Origin of the sequence: Methylocella silvestris BL2, assembly GCF_000021745.1 — a bacterium.
Taxonomy (GTDB): Bacteria; Pseudomonadota; Alphaproteobacteria; order Rhizobiales; family Beijerinckiaceae; genus Methylocapsa; species Methylocapsa silvestris.
Genome location: NC_011666.1, coordinates 173,279 through 189,549, shown reverse-complemented (window position 1 = coordinate 189,549; position 16,271 = coordinate 173,279). Strand labels below are relative to the sequence as shown.

Annotated in this window: 14 protein-coding genes; 12 read left to right on the top strand and 2 right to left on the bottom strand. The window is 61.1% G+C overall.

Annotated elements, in window-relative coordinates; all coding sequences use genetic code 11:
* Positions 1 to 414: 414 nt before the first annotated feature.
* From MSIL_RS00945 to MSIL_RS00905, 11 genes are all read left to right on the top strand, one after another.
* The gene (locus tag MSIL_RS00945) at positions 415 to 4,107 is read left to right on the top strand and encodes a vitamin B12-dependent ribonucleotide reductase (protein ID WP_012589235.1); all 3,693 of its coding nucleotides are present in this window, start codon (positions 415 to 417) and stop codon (positions 4,105 to 4,107) included.
* A 212-nt stretch (positions 4,108 to 4,319) separates the two neighbouring features.
* Entirely contained in the window at positions 4,320 to 5,078 is a 759-nt protein-coding gene (locus MSIL_RS19940; RefSeq protein WP_012589234.1) for an ImmA/IrrE family metallo-endopeptidase, read from the top strand.
* Positions 5,079 to 5,207: 129 nt separating this feature from the next.
* Entirely contained in the window at positions 5,208 to 5,372 is a 165-nt protein-coding gene (locus tag MSIL_RS21555; protein WP_012589233.1) for a hypothetical protein, read from the top strand.
* A 430-nt stretch (positions 5,373 to 5,802) separates the two neighbouring features.
* Complete coding sequence (locus MSIL_RS00935; RefSeq protein WP_012589232.1) at positions 5,803 to 6,075, top strand: hypothetical protein; 273 nt, start codon at positions 5,803 to 5,805, stop codon at positions 6,073 to 6,075.
* A 664-nt stretch (positions 6,076 to 6,739) separates the two neighbouring features.
* Positions 6,740 to 6,937 (top strand): hypothetical protein, encoded by a 198-nt coding sequence (locus MSIL_RS00930; protein WP_148212986.1) that lies wholly within the window; start codon positions 6,740 to 6,742, stop codon positions 6,935 to 6,937.
* 73 nt (positions 6,938 to 7,010) lie between these two features.
* Positions 7,011 to 8,321, top strand: a complete 1,311-nt coding sequence (locus tag MSIL_RS00925; protein ID WP_012589230.1) for an O-acetylhomoserine aminocarboxypropyltransferase/cysteine synthase family protein — start codon at positions 7,011 to 7,013, stop codon at positions 8,319 to 8,321.
* A 307-nt stretch (positions 8,322 to 8,628) separates the two neighbouring features.
* Positions 8,629 to 9,624: a cysteine synthase A gene (gene cysK, locus MSIL_RS00920; RefSeq protein ID WP_012589229.1), complete on the top strand. Its 996-nt coding sequence runs from the start codon at positions 8,629 to 8,631 to the stop codon at positions 9,622 to 9,624.
* Positions 9,625 to 9,797: 173 nt separating this feature from the next.
* The gene (locus MSIL_RS22130; RefSeq protein ID WP_012589228.1) at positions 9,798 to 9,923 is read left to right on the top strand and encodes a hypothetical protein; all 126 of its coding nucleotides are present in this window, start codon (positions 9,798 to 9,800) and stop codon (positions 9,921 to 9,923) included.
* A gap of 807 nt (positions 9,924 to 10,730) precedes the next feature.
* Positions 10,731 to 11,000 (top strand): hypothetical protein, encoded by a 270-nt coding sequence (locus MSIL_RS00915; protein ID WP_012589227.1) that lies wholly within the window; start codon positions 10,731 to 10,733, stop codon positions 10,998 to 11,000.
* A gap of 303 nt (positions 11,001 to 11,303) precedes the next feature.
* Positions 11,304 to 11,711, top strand: coding sequence for a DUF2147 domain-containing protein (locus tag MSIL_RS00910; protein ID WP_012589226.1), 408 nt, complete (start codon positions 11,304 to 11,306; stop codon positions 11,709 to 11,711).
* Positions 11,712 to 11,933: 222 nt separating this feature from the next.
* A complete protein-coding gene (locus tag MSIL_RS00905) occupies positions 11,934 to 12,866 on the top strand; it encodes a ribose-phosphate pyrophosphokinase (protein ID WP_012589225.1) in 933 nt (310 codons plus the stop codon).
* Positions 12,867 to 13,123: 257 nt separating this feature from the next.
* Here MSIL_RS00905 and MSIL_RS21550 read toward each other — a convergent pair whose 3' ends face one another.
* Both MSIL_RS21550 and MSIL_RS00895 read right to left on the bottom strand, forming a co-directional pair.
* The gene (locus MSIL_RS21550; protein WP_041367425.1) at positions 13,124 to 13,351 is read right to left on the bottom strand and encodes a hypothetical protein; all 228 of its coding nucleotides are present in this window, start codon (positions 13,349 to 13,351) and stop codon (positions 13,124 to 13,126) included.
* Positions 13,352 to 13,487: 136 nt separating this feature from the next.
* The gene (locus tag MSIL_RS00895) at positions 13,488 to 14,372 is read right to left on the bottom strand and encodes a protein-methionine-sulfoxide reductase heme-binding subunit MsrQ (protein ID WP_012589223.1); all 885 of its coding nucleotides are present in this window, start codon (positions 14,370 to 14,372) and stop codon (positions 13,488 to 13,490) included.
* A 312-nt stretch (positions 14,373 to 14,684) separates the two neighbouring features.
* Here MSIL_RS00895 and MSIL_RS00890 point away from each other — a divergent pair, with 312 nt between their 5' ends.
* Positions 14,685 to 16,157: an efflux transporter outer membrane subunit gene (locus MSIL_RS00890; RefSeq protein ID WP_012589222.1), complete on the top strand. Its 1,473-nt coding sequence runs from the start codon at positions 14,685 to 14,687 to the stop codon at positions 16,155 to 16,157.
* The last annotated feature ends 114 nt before the right edge of the window (positions 16,158 to 16,271 follow it).

The following is a 16,271-nucleotide window of genomic DNA, read 5'->3' as shown; positions in this document are numbered from 1 at the left end:
GCTGCTCTGTCCTGTCAAATATGCAGATCCTTTTCCCCACGGGGCGAGCGCCCGCCGGCCTCTGGCGCCTGTGGCGCCGCTTCTTGAGAATGCGCGACGTTTCCGCGTTGAAGACGTTATTCTGCAAACGCATTACAATCGATCACGTTCATGATTTTGTCATAAACCCATGGGGTTGAGCTAGAGGCGCCCTCCCGGATGGCAAGGCGCGCCGCCTGCCGGCGGCTTGAACGCGCCAGGCCGCAGGCTCGATCGTGATTCGACTGACCTGAATCCGAGTTCTCCACAAGCCCCGTTAAACTGTGCGGAAGGCAAATTTATTCATTGTCCCTTGCCACAAGATGTACGACATTTACGGCATCTTAATCGTTCAGCCACTATATATGGTAGAGACGACAGCCGAGGATACGACAGATGCAGATCGCACGCCGCTATACGAAAGAGGGTCAGTCTCCCTATGCGGAGATCGAATTCCGCTTCGCCAATAGCGAGATCCGCAACCCTGACGGCTCCGTCGTCTTTTCGCTGAAGGACGTCGAGATTCCGGCCGCCTGGAGCCAGGTCGCGACCGACGTGCTGGCGCAGAAATATTTTCGCAAGGCCGGCGTTCCCGCCCGCCTCAAGCGAATCGAGGAGACCTCCGTCCCCTCCTTCCTGTGGCGCACGGTCGCCGATGAGGCGGCGCTCAACGCCCTGCCCGAGGGCGAACGCTGGACCTCCGAAATCTCCGCCCGGCAGGTATTCGACCGGCTCGCCGGGACCTGGACCTATTGGGGCTGGAAGGGCGGCTATTTCGACTCCGAAGACGACGCGCGCGCCTTCTTCGACGAATTGCGCTACATGCTGGCGAAGCAGATCGCCGCGCCCAATTCGCCGCAATGGTTCAACACCGGGCTGCACTGGGCCTATGGCGTCGACGGCCCGAGCCAGGGGCATTTTTACGTCGATCCCTTCAGCGGCGAACTGACCGCTTCGACCTCATCCTATGAGCATCCGCAGCCGCACGCCTGTTTCATCCAGTCCGTCGCCGACGACCTCGTCAATGAGGGCGGCATCATGGATCTTTGGGTGCGCGAGGCGCGGCTGTTCAAATATGGCTCCGGCACCGGCTCCAATTTCTCAAAGCTGCGCGGCGAAAATGAAAAACTGTCGGGCGGCGGCAAATCCTCCGGCCTGATGTCGTTTTTAAAGATCGGCGACCGCGCCGCCGGGGCGATCAAATCGGGCGGCACGACGCGCCGCGCCGCGAAAATGGTGGTGGTCGACGCCGATCACCCCGACATCGAAGACTACATCCAGTGGAAGGTGCGCGAGGAGCATAAGGTCGCCGCGCTCGTCGCTGGCTCCAAGGCGCTGCGCAAGGCGCTGAAGGCTGTGGCGCGCGCCTGCGTCAATTGCGACGGCCCGGGCGATGACTGCTTCAACCCGGAAAAAAATCCGGCGCTGAAGAAAGAGATCAAGCTCGCCCGCCGCGCCTTCGTGCCCGACGCCTCGATCAAAAAGGCGATCCAGCTCGCGCGCCAGGGCGCGCGGGAGATCGACTATGAGACCTTTACGACCGATTGGGACAAGGAGGCCTATCTCACCGTCTCCGGCCAGAACTCCAACAATTCCGTGCGCGTCACCGATGATTTTCTGCGCGCGGTGGAAGAGGATTCGGACTGGACGCTGACGCGCCGGCTCGACGGCAAGGCGCATAAGGTGTTGAAGGCGCGCGCGCTGTGGGAGAAAATCGGCGAGGCCGCCTGGGCTTCGGCCGATCCGGGCCTGCAATATCACACGACGATCAATGATTGGCACACCTGCCCGGCCGAGGCGCCCATCGTCGCCTCGAACCCCTGCTCCGAATATATGTTCCTGGACGATACGGCGTGCAATCTCGCCTCGCTCAACCTGTTGCAGTTCCGCGAACCGGTCACAGGCGCGATCGACATCGACTCCTATGAACATGCGGTGCGGCTGTGGACCATCGTGCTCGAAATTTCGGTGATGATGGCGCAATTTCCCTCGAAGGAGATTGCGGTCAACTCCTACCGCTATCGCACGCTCGGCCTTGGCTACGCCAATATCGGCGGTCTTTTGATGTCGTCCGGCATATCCTATGACAGCGATCAGGGCCGCGCGATCTGCGGCGCCTTTTCGGCGATCCTGACCGGCGTCTCTTACGCGGCCTCGGCCGAGATGGCGCGCGAGCTCGGCGCCTTCGAGGGCTATGGCGCCAACGCCAACGCCATGCTGCGGGTGATGCGCAACCATAAGCGCGCCGCCGACGGCAAGGTTTTCGGCTATGAGGCGCTGTCGATCGCGCCGGTGCCGCTGGATCACGCGGCGCTCGGCGCGTTCCAGGCGCTCGGCGAACACGCCAAGGCGGCATGGTCGCAGGCTGTCGCGCTTGGCGAACAGCATGGCTACCGCAATGCGCAGGTCTCCGTCGTCGCCCCGACCGGCACGATCGGTCTCGTGATGGATTGCGACACCACCGGCATCGAGCCTGATTTCGCGCTGGTCAAATTCAAGAAGCTCGCCGGCGGCGGCTATTTCAAAATCATCAACCGCGCCGTTCCCGAAGGCCTTCGCTCGCTCGGTTATGGGCAGAAGGAAATCGACGACATCATCGATTACGCGGTCGGCCGCGCGACCTTGAAAAGCGCGCCGGGGATCAACCACGAGACGCTGAAGACCAAGGGCTTCACCGAGCAAAAGCTCGCCGAGCTCGAGACGACGCTGAAGGGCGCCTTCGACATCAAATTCGTCTTCAACAAATGGACGCTTGGGGCCGAGTTTCTGACGCAGGAGCTGAAGATCCCGGCCGACAAGGTCGACGATCCGAATTTCAACCTGCTCACATGGCTGGGTTTTTCGCGCGGCGAAATCGAGACCGCCAACACCTATGTCTGCGGCGCCATGACAGTCGAGGGCGCGCCGCATCTGAAACTGCAGCATTATGGCGTGTTCGATTGCGCGAGCCCGTGCGGGCGCACGGGAAAACGCTATCTTTCGACCGAAAGCCACATCCGCATCATGGCGGCGGCCCAGCCCTTCATTTCGGGCGCGATCTCGAAAACGATCAACATGCCCAACGACGCCACGGTCGATGATTGCAAGGACGCCTATATGTTGTCCTGGCGGCTTGGCCTCAAGGCCAATGCGCTCTACCGCGACGGCTCAAAGCTGTCGCAGCCTTTGAACAGCCAGCTGATCGAGGATGACGACGACGAGGCCGAGGAAGCCGTCGAGGTGTTGATGGCTTCCAATGCGCCGGCGCGGACCGCGGCCGTTGCGGAAAAGATCGTCGAACGCATTGTCGAGCGGATCGAGCGCACGCGCGAGCGCGAGCGCCTGCCCGACCGCCGCAAGGGCTACACGCAAAAGGCCGTCGTCGGCGGCCACAAGGTTTATTTGCGCACCGGCGAATATGGCGACGGACGCATCGGCGAAATCTTCATCGACATGCATAAGGAAGGCGCCGCCTTCCGCTCGCTGATGAATAATTTCGCCATCGCCATTTCGGTCGGCCTGCAATATGGCGTGCCGCTCGATGAATATGTCGACGCCTTCACCTTTACGCGCTTCGAGCCCGCGGGCCTCGTGCAGGGCAATGACGCGATCAAGAACGCCACCTCGATCCTCGACTATATTTTCCGCGAGCTGGCGATCTCCTATCTCGGCCGCAACGACCTCGCCCACATCGACCCGTCCGACATCGGCCATGACGTGCTCGGCAAGGGCGAGACGCAGGGCAAGCCGCCGGCAGGAACCACAGGCGGGGGTTCTTCTGCGACCGCGGCGCCGGGCGCGGCGAAATTCGTATCGAGCGGCTTTGTCCGCTCCAAAAGCGACAAGCTAATGCTGATCTCCGGCGGCTACGGCGGCAGCCAGGCCGCGACGGCGCTGAAGGAAAACCTCGAACAGGATGTCGAAGCCGAACTCGGCCAGCTCAACTGGACGACGCCGGCCGAAGGCGCGGCGATCGCCGAAAAGCGCAGCCAGGCCCGCATGAAAGGCTACACCGGCGAAGCCTGTGGCGAATGCGGCAATTTCACCCTGGTGCGGAATGGGACGTGCTTGAAGTGCGATACTTGTGGTGGGACGACGGGGTGTAGTTGAACGAATAATAATTTGACGCCTGAAATGTCATAACTGATTCGCCCGAGGCAATCTTACAGGGAATTTGATATGACGCTGGCCCTCAAGATCGAGACAGTTACGTCGAATACTCTTATCTAAAAATAATCCTATACAGACTGCGCAAGTGGTTCTGGAAAAACGACTACGGTTGCGGGGAACAGAATGCGGTGTTGTCATGAGGTATACCCAGAATGGACGATTATCGAGTCAAAGGCCGATCTAACTTTGAAATTCATCAAATCGCAAAGAAAACTCGTGATTTTTTTGGTGTCCACGGGGAACGTTATATTGACGTGCTAACATGTCTGACGTCGAAATCAATCTTGACAGTCCACGGCAAAAAAAAGCTTAACTTTCATATCCGCCCCGATGATGAAATGGGCACTGCTGACGGTATGACAAGTCACGGCAAAGACTTCGTGACCATAGCCGTCAAGCAGTCTGTTCGTGACGCTGCTTTTCTAGGCGTGGGCCGCGCACGTAACACTCTAGCCCATGAACTGGGCCACGCTGTGATGCACAAAAGTGTGGAAATGCCGAGACGTACCATTGGCAACATCACACCAAAGTGGTTGAAACCATTTGAGTCTGCGGAACATCAAGTAAAGGTTTTCGCACCAGCCTTCCTGATTAATGATGCGATTGCGGAAACATTAACATCTGCCGATGCTATTTCAATCGAATTCGGTGTGAGTTTAGAGTCCGCTAACATCTATTGGGAGGAAATGATCGCTTTGCGCGATCGTGATCTCGCAACCGAAAAGATACGTAGTATCGCGAAGGCGTTTCGTAACTCATTGACGCCGGTTCCATCTACACTGCGTTTTATCAACGAGGCCTGCACGACGTGTGGTAACAAAACAGTGTTTCCGGTAGGCTCCAAATTTATGTGCCAGACCTGCAATAACGTTTTTGATCGTTTCCAGGACGGCGACCGTGGCGATCTATGAGCCTCCAGGTCACGCCTGTTAACCGAGGATTGATCGCCGCCTTTACCTTTTAGGCCTAGCGTCTTGCCGTTCCTTTTTTGAGGAAACGTCATTACCATTCATCGCGACATTCATTCCGACGCTAAGCACATGGAATCTATTGAGATCTTCAAAAAAGCCATTGCCGCCGAGCTCAAGAAATCGCTGACCGTCGACTATATGACGTCGCACGGGCGCCCTGATGTCTATCGCTTTTCCCCAGCTCAACTGGACAACGCCGGCTTCAGCTGGCTGAATGGTATGCCTTGCGCCTGACGCGCCCGTGCGCTCACCCCATGCTTCGAGACGCCATTTCTGCCTCCTCAGCATGAGGGTGTTGTTTGGCTCGACAAAGATTCCCGCTCAAACAGCACCAGCTTCCTCACCCTGAGAGTGGACGAAGTCCGGGTCTCGAAGGGCGAGGAAGCGTTCGCTTACGGACCGCGAGATGCGCCCCCCTTCTTTGCCAATCGGCGTAACACCCTCTCTGCCGCGCATCCTCGCAGCTGATTGATGCTTGAAGGAACCACAATCCGCAAAATCGCCATTCGCTTGACCTTGACCGACGCGGCGACGCGGCGACGCGGTCAGCTTTGCTGAAAGAGGACCGCCGACACTAATGCCGGAACCGGGGGACCGCTCGGGGGTTAGCAGAACTCGGTTGCCCTGCCCGGTTCAAGCAGGAGCGAATCATTGGAGGGTCCTCATGAAATTGATTTCAAAGGGTTATTTTGCGCTGTTTATGGCCGGCGCCGCCGTGTTCGGAGTTTCTGCCACCGTCAGGGCGGATGAAGTCACGACGACGACCCGGACGCGCGAAGCCCCGTCTGAGCCCGGAGTGATTGTCGGCGTGCCCGGCGTTGTCGGGGTTGAAGTCGGGAGAAGTTCGGCCGAGCACGGCTGCGAGACTCGGAAGGAGACGCGCACGGACGACGAGACGGGCGACAGCGTCAGCCGCAAGACAACAAACTGCGAATAGCTTTCGCGGCCGCTGGTTGGGGGCGACGCCCCCAATAGCGACTTAAACTTAACCGCCGATAAAGAGCGGAAATACCTCAAATCCTTCTCAACCGACGCGACCGGCTCTCGGGCCGGGACGTATCCTCGCCGTTTTCCGCGGCGCCGCCTTCCGCATCGAATGGAGCGATCCAGTCTTCCCGCGCTGCCAGCTCCCGCAGAGACGGGACGCTGGTGTATGAGGGCGCGGCGATCATCGCGCGCAACGCGCATCACCGTCCCGCTCCAATCCATCGCCGGCTCCGCGCATAGGACGATCTCGCCGATCCCAACCGCCGGCCCGTCATATCCCGCCTGGTCCGGGCGCACCGCCGGGCGGCCACCGCCATTGCGACAATCCCACTCGCGCCGTTCTAGGCCAACAGCGGTAATTGCCTCGTCACAACAATTCCTTCATCAAAGGAGCTTAGACAGCCCGTGGAATTGCAATCTGCTGCGCCCTGAAACGCCCCAAAGCTTTACTTCACAATTTTTATCAACTATTCTCCGGGCATTGGCCAAGGCCGATGGCGAGCGATGTCCGGGGGCCCGATCATTCGCAGCAGATGCGGGGAGGCGCGCAGAGCGCGTTTCTCCGCGCGGCAAAGCCATCCGCTCTGCAAAAAACAACTTCCGGACCCGAATTCATGGCCTTGATCGACGATCGCATGCTGCTTCAGAATTTTCCCGCCTCCGTCACCGTCTCTTCCCGCGTGCAAATTCGCGAACGGGCGCCCGTAACGCCGCCGGGCGACAAGCCCGGCCGCCATACAGAGGCGACGGCCGCCGCGAGACAGGCTTCCGGCCCCGAGAACGCCGCTCTGCGCGGGCGCCCTCACCTCTGATCCCTTTGCCTGTATAATCTCCACCAAGAAGAGATCGGCCGCCGCGCCGGCCGGAAAGACAAGGAGACGCCGCATGCCCCGTCCGACCAACAAGCCGGAGACCCTCGCCCTGCACGCCGGCTGGCGCGCGGACCCCGCGACCGGCGCCGTCGCCGTGCCGATCTACCAGACCACGTCCTATCAATTCCGCGATACGCAGCATGCGGCCGACCTTTTCGCGCTTAGAGAGCTCGGCAATATCTACACCCGTATCGGCAACCCGACGCTCGACGTGCTGGAGCAGCGCGTGGCGGCGATCGAGGGCGGCGTCGCTGCGCTGGCGCTGGCCTCCGGGCAAGCGGCGTCCGCCTTCGCCGTGCAGAACCTCGCCCGCGCCGGCGACAATATCGTCAGCGCCACGGATCTTTATGGCGGCACCTGGAATCTCTTCGCCAACACCTTGAAAGATCAAGGCATTGAGGTGCGGTTCGTCGATCCGGACGACCCGGAGGCGTTTCGGCGCGCCACTGACGCGCGCACCCGCGCCTATTATGCGGAGACGCTGCCCAACCCGAAATTGACCGTCCTGCCGATCGCCGAAATCGCTGCGATCGGCCGCGCGCTCGGCATTCCGCTCATCGTCGACAATACCGCGGCGCCGATCCTTTGCCGGCCGCTCGACCATGGCGCCGCCATCGTCGTTTATTCGGCCACCAAATATCTCGGCGGCCACGGCAATTCGATCGGCGGCCTGATCGTCGACGGCGGCAATTTCGATTGGGAAGGCCACAAGGAGCGCCAGCCCGCGCTGAACACGCCGGACCCGAGCTATCATGGCGCCGTCTGGACCGAGGCGGTGAAGCCGATCGGCCCCGTCGCCTATATCATCAAGGTCCGCACCACCCTGCTCCGCGACATCGGCGCGGCGCTCTCTCCCTTCAACGCGTTTTTGCTGCTGCAAGGCATCGAGAGCCTGCCGCTGCGGATCGAGCGGCACGTCAGCAACGCCGAGGCGGTCGCCCGCTATCTCTCCCGCCACGCTGGGGTCAAGACCGTCATTTACCCCTCGCTCCAGAGCGGCGCGACGCGGGAGCGGGCCGACCGCTATTTGAAGGGCGGCTATGGCGGCCTCGTCGGCTTCGAATTGTCGAGCGCCGAGGAAGGCCGCAAATTTATCGATTCGCTTGAGCTGTTCTACCACGTCGCCAATATCGGCGACTCGCGCAGCCTGGCGATCCACCCGGCGACGACGACGCATTCTCAGCTCTCGGGCGAGGATCAGCTCTCGACCGGCGTGACGCCGGGCTACGTGCGCCTCTCCGTCGGCGTCGAGCATATCGACGACATCATCGCCGACCTCGATCAGGCGCTGGCGGCGGCGACGGGACTGTCGCGCGCCGCCTAGATTTGCGGCGCCGTTAATGTTGACAGTTTTACTAGACTTTATAGAGTGCCGCATCCGCGCGCTCGCGCCCAGCCCTTCCGGCCGGCGCGGCGGCGCGCGTCGACGCTGAAAGTGTGTTTGAGATGGTCAAAGAAGCAGGCGGAGCCGGTCTGAAGCCGCCGGCCCCTCCGGCGCCAGATTTTCTCGATGCGCGGCAGGCGCGAGACGAGTCGCTAACATAAATAAGAACACTGATTTCGCCGCCAAGCGCTGCTTGACCCTCGTCACAAGACGCGCAGATTGAACCTTATAACAATGGAGCACTGACATGGCGCAGAGCGCTGTCCGCCCGGCCGAAGCCGCCGTAACTGAACACGTCCCGGGACGCGGACGCATTTACGATTCGATCACCGAGACGATCGGCGATACGCCGCTGGTGCGCCTATCGAAGATCGAAAAGGAAAAAGGCCTGAAGGCCCATTTGCTCGCCAAGCTCGAATTTTTCAATCCGCTGGCGAGCGTCAAGGACCGTATCGGCGAACATATGATTTCGACCCTCGAGGCCGAGGGCAAGATCACGCCCGGTAAAACGACGCTGATCGAGCCGACGTCCGGCAACACCGGCATCGCGCTCGCCTTCGTCGCCGCGGCGCGCGGATATAAGCTCATCCTCGTCATGCCGGAATCGATGTCGATCGAGCGCCGCAAGATGCTGGCGTTGCTCGGCGCCGAACTAGTGCTGACCCCCGCCGCGCAGGGCATGAAGGGAGCGATCGCCAAGGCTCAAGAGCTGGTGGATTCGACGCCGAACTCGTGGATCCCGAAACAATTCGACAATCCGGCAAATGTGGAGATCCACAAGAAGACCACCGCCGAGGAAATCTGGAACGACACCAAGGGCGAAATCGACATCTTTGTCGCGGGCGTCGGCACCGGCGGCACGATCACCGGCGTCGGCACGGTGCTGAAGCCGCGCCGTCCCGGCCTGAAAATCGTCGCCGTCGAGCCTGAGGATTCGCCCGTGCTGTCGGGGGGGCAGGCTGGCCCGCACAAGATTCAGGGCATCGGCGCCGGCTTCGTGCCGTCGATTCTCGACCGTTCGGTGATCGACGAGGTCGTCACTGTCGGCAATCAGACGGCGTTCGACACCGCCCGCCTGCTGGCCCGGCTCGAAGGCATTCCCGTCGGCATTTCCTCCGGAGCGGCGGTCGCCGCCGCCGTCGAGATCGCCTTGCGGCCGGAGAGCGAAGGCAAGACGATCGTGATCATCATCCCGTCCTTTGCCGAGCGATATCTGTCAACGGCCCTGTTCGAAGGGCTCTGAGCGGCAGCTTTCACCGCAAGCTCGTATTGCGACTCCGTCGAGGCTTGCCTCGGCGGATTTTTTTTTGGCGGGGCATGAACGGCCGGCTGCGATCCCTAGTGGGAACCTCTGCGCGCGGGGCAACGTTGTGCAAGCGTTGCGGGTAAGCCGCAGCGACTTTCGATAGGATCGCCATGCGCAACCTTTTCCTGTTCGCCGCCGCTTTGGTCGCGACGAAGATCATTTCCAATCTCATCTACAATCGCCGTTTCATGGCCGCGCCAGCGTCCGTGCGCCGCCTGAACCGGCGCTATTTATGAGATAAATTTGCCACATCGGTCGGAAAAGCCTGTGCGCAAGACGCAAAGCTTACCAGAGTAACGATACTTCGGTGGCGGACGGCATTCGGCATTTTTGCGCCGCAGCAGCGCGGTTCCGGCCAGATCAGGGTGGGCCGGGGCGGCTCCGGTCTGAAGTTTAGCGTTGCCGCAGTTCTGCCGCGCTGCACAGGCCAGAGCCGAGTCAGCTCCTGCGGCAGCCGACGAAATATATGCCTTATTACGCCATATTAACTTTTTATCAATAACTTATGGCTTTGGCGCATAAGCAGGTCGAAGCCGCTTTTTTGGCTCGCCGCAGTCAACTAGCGCGTTGGAGCCCGGCGTGCGCCCGTGCTGAGTCACGAACAAGAGCGGCGCTGCCGTCGAGGGTATCAGACAGACTCGAACCGGCAATATTGCGGTGCAACAAGTAAACGCCCGAACTCTGCGGAAGTATTCCCCTGCATTTCAAAATAGGCCGGTCAAATTCGGCTTGCGGGAAAGACGGCGACAGTTCTATTTTGACGGGAGCTCCAGGAGGGCGAAGTCAGGAGTCGAGGTCGTCTTTACACCGTGTGAGACCCCGTTTCCTGCTGGCCTCGGCTCTAGGAGGCGCCGCGGCCGTTCTTGCGGCGTCGAGAACGTGATTGTGCGCCGCATCGGATCGAAGATTGGAGCTGCGGCTAGTCTGCTGGCGTTGAGTTTGCCGCAAAATGAGGCTTTCGATTTTACTTCGTTTGGAGCAAATTGCGGGAAATCAAGACAACGACAAGATAAAAAGACTAAAAAAATATCGGGAGGCATCGAATGATAAACTTGCTATTAGTTGGTGCATTATTAGGCATGGTTCTCGGGCGCTTCTTCAGAGTCTATGTGCTGATTCCCGCGAGCGGTCTGATGATTGCTCTGGCGTTGACCGATCCGGGCATCTTTGCGCACTCCTTCTGGCGGTCCTGCTTCAACGGCCTCGTAATTCTCGCGGCTGTGCAATCGGGCTATGTCGTGTCATTGCTGGCGAGCTTCCTTCCCGCTCTTTCCCTCGCCCGCCGCCGTAGCCTGTGGGCTTCGCACCCGTAGGCGATTCGCCGCTGGTCTGCCGCCAAACGACGTCCGACCGAATTCGGGCGTCGAAGCGTTTTTCGTAATGCTCTGCTTGCGGCGCGCGAGGAACTCCGACGCCTCCGTTCTGATCGCGCTCTTTGAGCCGCTAGCCTCGTCTGCGCCGACATTAGGCCGATTTTAGTTACGCTCCGCCGCGCCATGCCTTATGCCTCCGCGTTCCTGCGCGAAGAGATCGCGCAGGTCGAGTTCAATCTCGACAGCGCCGCGCGCCCGGCTATAGTCCGGCCGCGCGAGCAGCCAGAATGAGTTGGAGGAAATATGAAGCGCGTTGTCCTGACGGCCTTTGCCCTCGTCACCCTTTTTGCCGGCGCCGCCAGCGCTGATCCCATCGGCGATTGGCGAGTCGCGGATGGCGGCGCAACCGTGCGCATCAAGAAATGCGGCGCCGGTCTCTGCGGCTTCGTCGCCTCGACGAAGGGAGCGCCCGGCAAGGACGAGCGCAATCCAGATCCAGCCAAACGCAACCGCTCGGTTCTTGGAATCGAGGTTTTGATCAATCTGCGGCCGTCCGGCAATAATGTCTGGACCGGCACCACCTATAATGCGGAAGACGGCCTGCTTTATAACGCCACGGTAACCCTCAGCAGCGAACGCACGCTGGAAATCAAAGGCTGCGGCGCAAATGGCGGCGTCTGCGGGTCCGAGACCTGGAACCGGGTCAGATAGGCGCGACCGCAAATCCTCCTGAGCCCGCATCCATCGCGGGCTTCGCCATTGCGGCGCGGCGTGCGCGGTGGTTATGAGAGCGCTTTGGCGGCAAGAGCATCATGCGAAAGACGGCGCGACTTATCGGCCCGGCGTCAGGCTCTGACCTCTTGGAGTCGATCACGTTCATGATTTTGGATCAAAGATCCAAAGTCATCGTGATCTAGCGGGATCTTTGCGCTCATGAAAATTCTGGCGGGCAACTCCAATCGTCCTCTGGCCGAGGCGATCGCGGCCTATCTCGGCGTGCCGCTGACCAAATGTCAGGTGCGCCGCTTCGCCGACATGGAGATCTTCGTCGAGATCCAGGAAAACGTCCGCGGCCAGGACGCCTTCATCGTTCAGTCGACCTCCTATCCGACCAATGATCATCTGATGGAGGCGCTGATCATGACCGACGCGCTGCGCCGCGCCTCGGCCCGCCGCATCACCGCGGTGATCCCCTATTTCGGCTACGCGCGGCAGGACCGCAAGGCCGGCCCGCGCACGCCGATCTCGGCCAAGCTCGTCGCCAATCTGATCACACGAGCCGGCGCCGACCGCGTCCTCACCGTCGATCTGCACGCCGGCCAGATCCAGGGCTTCTTCGACATCCCGACCGACAATCTGTTCGCCGCCCCGGTGCTGGTGCGCGACATCGAGGCGCGGCTGCCGAAGGGCAATCTGATGGTCGTCTCGCCCGACGTCGGCGGCGTCGTGCGCGCAAGGGCGCTCGCCAAGCGCATCGACGCGCCGCTCGCCATCGTCGACAAGCGGCGCGAGCGCGCCGGCGAATCCGAAGTGATGAACATCATCGGCGACGTCGCCGGCAAGGTCTGCATCCTGATCGACGACATCGTCGATTCCGGCGGCACGCTGTGCAACGCCGCCGACGCGCTGCGCGCCGAGGGCGCGATTGCGGTCTACGCCTATATCACCCATGGCGTGCTCTCCGGCGGCGCCGCCGCGCGCATCTCGGCCTCGAGCCTCAAGGAACTGGTGCTGACCGACACCATCCTCTCGACCGAGGCGATCCGCGTCTCGAAGAACATCCGCATCGTCTCCGTCGCCCCGCTCATCGGCGAAGCCATCACGCGAATCGCCAAGGAAGAAAGCGTCTCGAGCCTGTTCGACTGACGGCGATCTTTCTCTAGGGGAGAGCCTGCTGTGCGAAACAACGCGTCGCGTGATGACGCACGCGTGTAGCATTCTTGTGTGACAGCGTCCTCGTCGCGCGCCAACAGCGATTGACCTGAAGCAATACAAATTTTCTCTATCTATTTAGGCTCGGAACAATCAGCCTCGCGCAACATTCATGTGTCACTTTTCAAAGCGGCCGGGCGGAGAGGTTGGAATGCAATTTGCGTCGCCACCTTTAGTGCGTTGACATTAGTCTATAATTTTAGTGTATTATTGCCTTGAGCGAAGCTGAAAGGCCCTCCGAAATGCCCGACGCCTATGTAATCCAGATTGGCGGCCGAACCGCCGGAATCGTTGCGCGGGACGGGCGCGACTGCTCTTTCAATTTTTTTGCTGCTTCGCAAATGTTCAATGCGATGGAGGGCCAGCGCTTCGAGGATCCCGCCGCAGCGGAGAAAACCGCGCGTTACCTCGCCAAGCATGGAAGCCTGCCCAGAAAACCCGATGTCGCTCTGGTCGCTTCGGCTGGTCCACCAGACGTCGTCTTGACGCCGCCTCTCAACCCGGAGCCAAATCAGCCCGCCCCCTTCAGACCCGAACCATTCAGCCCCGAGCCGTTTACCCCGGCGCCTTGGCGTCGCCAAGCGCGCGTCGTCTGACCCTCGGCGCCCGTCGCGCAAAGGCCGGTCTCGACAGCCGTGCGGCGAAGAGAACGAGGCCCGCCGCGAGCACATACCAGGCCGGCCGCGCCATATAGGAAAAATCAAGGTTCGCGGCGAGCACTAGCGCCAACGGAGCGCCCGCCGAAACGGCGAACCAGAGCGCCTCCCCCAAAGCGGTCGCCGTCGCTGCGCCCAAGGCCAACGCGGCGACTCCGGCAGCGGAGAGGTCCCCGCCCGCACTCGCCGCCAAAACGCGATAACCCAGGAGAAGCGCAAAAATTCCCGCCATGATGGTCGGCTGGGTGACGTCCAGCTTAGATTGCATGAAAAAATGCACGCTCGCCAGCGCCGCGATCGCATAGACGGCGCGATGCAAGCGAGTCCAGCGCCGCGACCCTAGTCGCGCGATCATTCTGTCCGTCGAGGTCCCGCTGAGCAGACAAAGCAGCATGAGCGCGACAAAGCCGATCGCGAGATACAGCCTCTTGACGATTTCGGAGGCGATATGCAGCGCGGCGAAATGTTGGTCATAGGCGAACAGTCCGACATGCAAGACCGCATAGGCGAGCACGGACACCCCAAGTATCCGCCGGATCGACACAAGCTTCGGCCAGCGCGTGGCGAGCCGCAATGGCGTCACCGCAAGCGTCAGGGCGAGCAGCCGCACCGCCCATAAGCCCGTCTGGTGGATCGCTTCCATGACCGGGCGGGAGCCAAGCCGCCCCTCGAATGCGGAAATCCCGATCCACAGCGCCGGCGCCAAAACGGCCGCAAGCGCGGCGCATTTTAAAGGGGCGAACCGGCCGGCGCGGTCGGTCAGGGGGATCAGCAGGGACGACACTTTGCGCAAACTCCTTTACGGCTTCGATCCTACTTCGTCTCCGCGCTGCGTCTTGTTTCAGGCCGGGATTGATTTAGCATCACATCTTATTGATATTTTTGGGGCCCGCGCTTCGGCTCGCAAGCGCGGAGGCGGCGCGCTCGTGGCCTTCATGGCTTGGCCAGCCTTGCTCGCGCCACGCTATGTTGTTAACGACCACGGAACTGCGGCCATGGCCTTTGCGCCGGCCTGTCGCTCGCGCCAATTGCGCTCGAGATCGACAGGCCTTTGGGAACGAGTCTTTTGTCTTCTACGACGAATAAGCGAGGCTGATTGACCTTCCGCGCCTCGTTTCCAGCCCTGGCTTCAATCGTCGCGCTGGCCGCCGGCCTTTGCGGCTGCGCCGTCGGCCCGGATTATATGAAGCCTTCGGCTCCAACGCCTATCCGCTACAAGGAGCTGAAAGGCTGGAAGACGGCGACTCCTCTCGACGGCGCCGACCGCGGCCAATGGTGGGCGCCGTTCCGGGATAAAACGCTCGATTCGCTTATCAGCCAGGTGTCGATCTCCAACCAGACAGTCATCGGCGCCGAGGCGGCCTATCGCACCGCCAAATCGCTCGTGCGCGAAGCGCAGGCAGGACTGTTCCCGACTGTCTCCCTCAATTATTCCGGAACGGGAACGCATAGCGGAAGCAAGACGAGCGGATTTAACACGGGCAGCTCCTCCACTTTATTTACCTCGGACCTTGCGACCAACGCCAGCTGGACGCCGGATATATGGGGTCTGGTGCGGCGCTCGATCGAAAGCAACGCCGCGGGCGCGCAGCTTTCGGCCGCGGACCTCGCCAATACGACGCTGGCGTCGCAATCGCTGCTCGCGACCGCCTATTTCAATCTGCGCGCCGCCGATGCGCTAAAAGATTTGCTGGAGCGCACGGCGAAGGAATTTCAGCGCACGCTGGAGATCACTCAGCGCCAATATACAGCGGGAACCGTCTCCAAGGCGGATGTCGCGACGGCGCAGGCGCAGCTCTTCAACACGCAGGCGCAGGCGATCAACGCCGGCATCGCCCGCGCCCAATATGAGCATGCAATCGCGGTGCTGATCGGCGTTCCGCCGGCCGAACTCAACATCGCGGTCGCTCCGTTCAAGACGACGCCGCCCACGGTTCCCGTGAGCCTGCCTTCGGTCCTGCTCGAACGCCGGCCCGATATCGCCGCGGCCGAGCGTTCCATGCAGGCGCAAAACGCGCTGATCGGCGTCGCCGTCGCCGCCTATTATCCGAACATCAGCCTCTCTGGCGCCTTCGGCTTCGCCGGCCGCGGGCCCCTCGCCGTCTCCCTCGCCAATGAGGCGTGGAGCGTCGGCGTGGCTGCGGCGCAGACGGTGTTCGACGGCGGATTGCGCAGCGCCACGGTGGACGCCGCACGCGCAACCTATGATCAAAGCGTCGCCAATTACAGGCAGACGGTGCTTTCAGCGTTTCAGGGCGTCGAGGACCAGCTCGTCGCCCTGCGCCTGTTGGCGCAGCAAGCCAAGGTCCAGGACGACGCCGTCAGGGCGGCGCAGGAAGAAGTCGACGTCCTGCTCAACCAATATTCCGCCGGCACGGTCGCCTTCACGGCCGTCGTCGTGGCGCAGGCGCAATTGCTGACCAACCAGACTTCGGCGCTAACCATCCGGCAAAATCGATACATCGCCACCGTCCAGTTGATCGAGGCGCTTGGCGGCGGCTGGAACGTCAAGGATCTTCCGGCCATTGCGGAGATCGAAGACTCCAACCCCCTGCTGCCGCGCTTATAGACAGCGGCTACGGCGAGGCCGAAGCTGGCAAATCAAAAGAACGTTAATCACTACAAAGAATTGATTAGAGTTCGGCCATCATTATGTTTCATTGACGCGCAAGATTTGCGCGTC

What these genes read in the sequence shown, in the direction of transcription:
- MSIL_RS00935 (WP_012589232.1), top strand. Translation starts at nt 5,803, where the DNA reads ATGAAATTGATTTCAAAGGGTTATTTTGCGCTGTTTATGGCCGGCGCC.
- MSIL_RS00945 (WP_012589235.1), top strand. Translation starts at nt 415, where the DNA reads ATGCAGATCGCACGCCGCTATACGAAAGAGGGTCAGTCTCCCTATGCG.
- MSIL_RS21550 (WP_041367425.1), bottom strand. Translation starts at nt 13,351, where the DNA reads ATGCTTGGCGAGGTAACGCGCGGTTTTCTCCGCTGCGGCGGGATCCTC.
- MSIL_RS00915 (WP_012589227.1), top strand. Translation starts at nt 10,731, where the DNA reads ATGATAAACTTGCTATTAGTTGGTGCATTATTAGGCATGGTTCTCGGG.
- MSIL_RS00925 (WP_012589230.1), top strand. Translation starts at nt 7,011, where the DNA reads ATGCCCCGTCCGACCAACAAGCCGGAGACCCTCGCCCTGCACGCCGGC.
- MSIL_RS00930 (WP_148212986.1), top strand. Translation starts at nt 6,740, where the DNA reads ATGGCCTTGATCGACGATCGCATGCTGCTTCAGAATTTTCCCGCCTCC.
- MSIL_RS00905 (WP_012589225.1), top strand. Translation starts at nt 11,934, where the DNA reads ATGAAAATTCTGGCGGGCAACTCCAATCGTCCTCTGGCCGAGGCGATC.
- MSIL_RS19940 (WP_012589234.1), top strand. Translation starts at nt 4,320, where the DNA reads ATGGACGATTATCGAGTCAAAGGCCGATCTAACTTTGAAATTCATCAA.
- MSIL_RS21555 (WP_012589233.1), top strand. Translation starts at nt 5,208, where the DNA reads ATGGAATCTATTGAGATCTTCAAAAAAGCCATTGCCGCCGAGCTCAAG.
- MSIL_RS22130 (WP_012589228.1), top strand. Translation starts at nt 9,798, where the DNA reads ATGCGCAACCTTTTCCTGTTCGCCGCCGCTTTGGTCGCGACGAAGATC.
- MSIL_RS00910 (WP_012589226.1), top strand. Translation starts at nt 11,304, where the DNA reads ATGAAGCGCGTTGTCCTGACGGCCTTTGCCCTCGTCACCCTTTTTGCC.
- cysK (WP_012589229.1), top strand. Translation starts at nt 8,629, where the DNA reads ATGGCGCAGAGCGCTGTCCGCCCGGCCGAAGCCGCCGTAACTGAACAC.